This window comes from Infirmifilum sp., assembly GCF_049970975.1.
Classification (GTDB): domain Archaea; phylum Thermoproteota; class Thermoprotei; order Thermofilales; family Thermofilaceae; genus Thermofilum; species Thermofilum uzonense.
In genome coordinates, this window is record NZ_JBMFLX010000151.1 from 1 (window position 1) to 2,872 (window position 2,872).

A 2,872-nucleotide genomic window follows, 5' to 3' on the forward strand; every position below is an offset into this window, starting at 1 on the left:
GAGAGGTAGATCCAAAGAACTGGCTGGTTCCTCATGTAGAAGTCGTATACCCACGAGTGGAGTGTTTTAGTGGCGTTTAAGTAGAGCCTTCCCGCGGTTGTCTCCACAGAGTAAGATGTGGGAATGTAGCTGGTGATGTCCCTTAGCGTGACTCTAAGCAGAGATAGGAGGGTCGCTAGTAGTAGAGTAGAAGTTATGTGCACTCCTGCTACAGGGAGCGCCAGGGCAAGCGTTTTCGCTACAAAGTCCTCTCTACTCGCAAACACAGCTCTCGTAGCAGTAAGCAACGACAGCACAATGACAGCCACGGACACTACCAAGAGCATGAGCGACAGCGTTTCAACGCTCTCAAGCGGTCTTAAAATGGCCTCCGACCCTCCAACATCCAGCTGGCTTTTCAAGAGCGATACGTAGCCCGAAGAAACAAAGCCATTATATGCGACTATAGGTCCGCTGAGTAATGCTAGGGTAAGGCACAAGCCATTTATACCGGCTAGAAGAGCCCCGGCTACGAGTAGCATTCTCAATCTTTTTGTAGTCTTTAAAACCTCTGCTTCACAAGTCAACTCTAACACCTCTTACCCGAAGACTTCCCAGGAACTCGTAGTAGATCCTCACTTCGTAAGACCCCTTTTCGCCGACTAATTCGCGCAGGTCCACCGAGTAGCTTGACAAATAGTTGATCGACACATTAAATTGACTAACTATTCTAGTTCTTGAGACGTCGTAGATTACAATGGTAGCATTTAGGTTGACCGGGTTAGGGTTGGCGATTACGAGGGTGCTCCATTCCTTAACGTATACTTCTGGCTCCTTCCACGTAAATGACTCAATGAACGCGCTTTCTAAATATCCCTTGTCAAAGTGGACAGTGCAGTTGTAGCCGAAACTCTGGTAGACCGAGGCCGGTGGAGCTGCGAGGGGTGGTTTCCTCTCCGACGCGTTGGCCCACAGCTTACTGAAGTAATCCCTGGGTATGTGAATGGTGATGTTGGCGAGTTCGCCTACCTGCACGTATTCAACTTCTAGAGGGGTGTTGTCGTCTAGCGAGCAACTAGCGTTCCTAACTAGGTACACACTCGTATTTAGTGTTACGTAAGCCCTTCCTTCACTCAGGTCTAGAGACCTGCTAACTAGAGAAACCACGGGTATGCTGTACTGTGGAGGGCTTTGGTCGATATATGCTGACCCGATAAACATCGAGTTGACTAGGGCAACTAACACACTTACGTAGACCATGTCCTTGATCACGCCTGTTAAGATGCGGTCTCTGGGGTGTCTCAGACTAAATACTCGAAAAACGTAACTTCTATAAAAGTAGTGTCTCAGACTAAATACTCGAAAAACGTAGCTCCTATAAAAGTAGTGTAAGTTGTAAGCATATAGAAGGACGACGAGGGGAAGCCACAGCAATAGAGGTGCTGAAAAAACGGCTTTGTAGTAAACCAGCTGCTTGGGGACTGGAGTATCAGGTACGCTATTGGACAAGCCGGCGGTTACTACATGTTCACTAGATGAGTTGACGAGTAAATGTAGGCAACAAGCACTTCTCAAATCGTCAATACACCAGAGGACTACATCGCCTGGAGCGTAGTTCACCAGGTAGGTAGCTAGTAGGAGAACTAGGTCACCGCGGTGAAGCTTGGGTTGCATGGAGTCGTCGGCGACGACTACAAGAGCTACGGGGAAGAAAATGAGCTTTCCGAGAAACAGGAGAAGGAGGATGAGGTTCACTAGGGTAAAAAGAAAAAAACTTTGTTTCCTAGTGGTCGACACAACCCTGCCCCTCAGCGCTACCTAGACGGTCCTAGGCGGCTCACTCGATTGCTGCGACACGTAGAAAGCAACTCTGAACGTGTAGCTAGCATTCGTTGGCGGAGCGATCTTGAAGTATAGATCTAGCTGCAGTGCTTCCCCGGGCTTCAGCTGTATTGGTGCAGTGCCATATTTATACCCGCCTGAAATCAGGTCTATTATGGCTATAAGTGCTCCACTGGTGGCATTGATGACCCTTAGATCAACCCACGATACACCTGTAATTGGTGTAATTGGTGTAGGAACCCTCAGCCACACATATACTGGGGGGTCAGTTGATGCATTCCCGTGGTATCCAAACCCATAGAAGTCTTTTATGTACCACGTGCCGTTTGTGACGGGTATACTTACAGTTATAGACTCGTAGAGATTGTAAGTAGTATTAGTAGTAGTATTAGTCCACTGGCACACAGGGCCTGCAGGCGTTACGGTTATCGTATTGTTTCCATAGGTAACCGCATTGTAGTTTGTACCTGCTGCTGGCATGTCTATCCCTGGTTGAGTAATAGAACTGTAGAACCCTGCACACGCCGCAACGACGGCCTGAGTCGCCGGCTGGACTGTTATTCTACCCTCAATCCACCTATAGGCGTATGCTGCCGCGTTCACAACTACCAAGCTGGCTAGTGCGATGGCTATTATTACTGTTAGCGCTCTCCTTGCCCGCACCGCAACTCACCTCGCTTAATATCGTAAGCTAAAAAAGGGTTTTTAAACTTTTAACAAAGCCATAGTCTGCTTTAGCCGAAGCCGCGTCTAACCAAGAGCAATGAGGCGGCTAGGAGTCAGTGCTAGCCCCATTAACCCGGCGTCTTCTCGGGTGCCAACAGGATAGGGGTGCCCGTAGGTCGAGTCCCTGTACTCGTCGCCGGTCAGGATCGGAATGTAGATTACCATCTCCTCGTGGAACACTACTGGCTTACCGCTTGACCAAGGTATCGAAGTCTTTTTGGGTCACGGCTTTAACGCGTCTTGAAGACCTTCATAGTTGAGCGGTACGACAATTCCATCTCCACTTAGCCAACGCGTTCTAGTCGGAGCTTTTCACCTCGTTTCC

General features: G+C 48.9%; 3 protein-coding genes. All 3 read right to left on the reverse strand.

Annotation, left to right across the window (positions count from 1 at the left end; all coding sequences use genetic code 11):
• Window positions 1–566, reverse strand: a 566-nt coding sequence (locus tag ACP5KC_RS09825; RefSeq protein ID WP_428287448.1) for a hypothetical protein, incomplete at its 3' end; no start/stop codon positions are given.
• Window positions 556–1,734, reverse strand: a complete 1,179-nt coding sequence (locus ACP5KC_RS09830) for a hypothetical protein (protein ID WP_428287449.1) — start codon at window positions 1,732–1,734, stop codon at window positions 556–558. The genes ACP5KC_RS09830 and ACP5KC_RS09825, both read right to left, overlap by 11 nt.
• 63 nt (window positions 1,735–1,797) lie before the next feature.
• On the reverse strand, window positions 1,798–2,484 hold the full coding sequence (locus tag ACP5KC_RS09835) for a hypothetical protein (RefSeq protein ID WP_428287450.1): 687 nt from the start codon (window positions 2,482–2,484) through the stop codon (window positions 1,798–1,800).
• Window positions 2,485–2,872 lie beyond the last annotated feature (388 nt).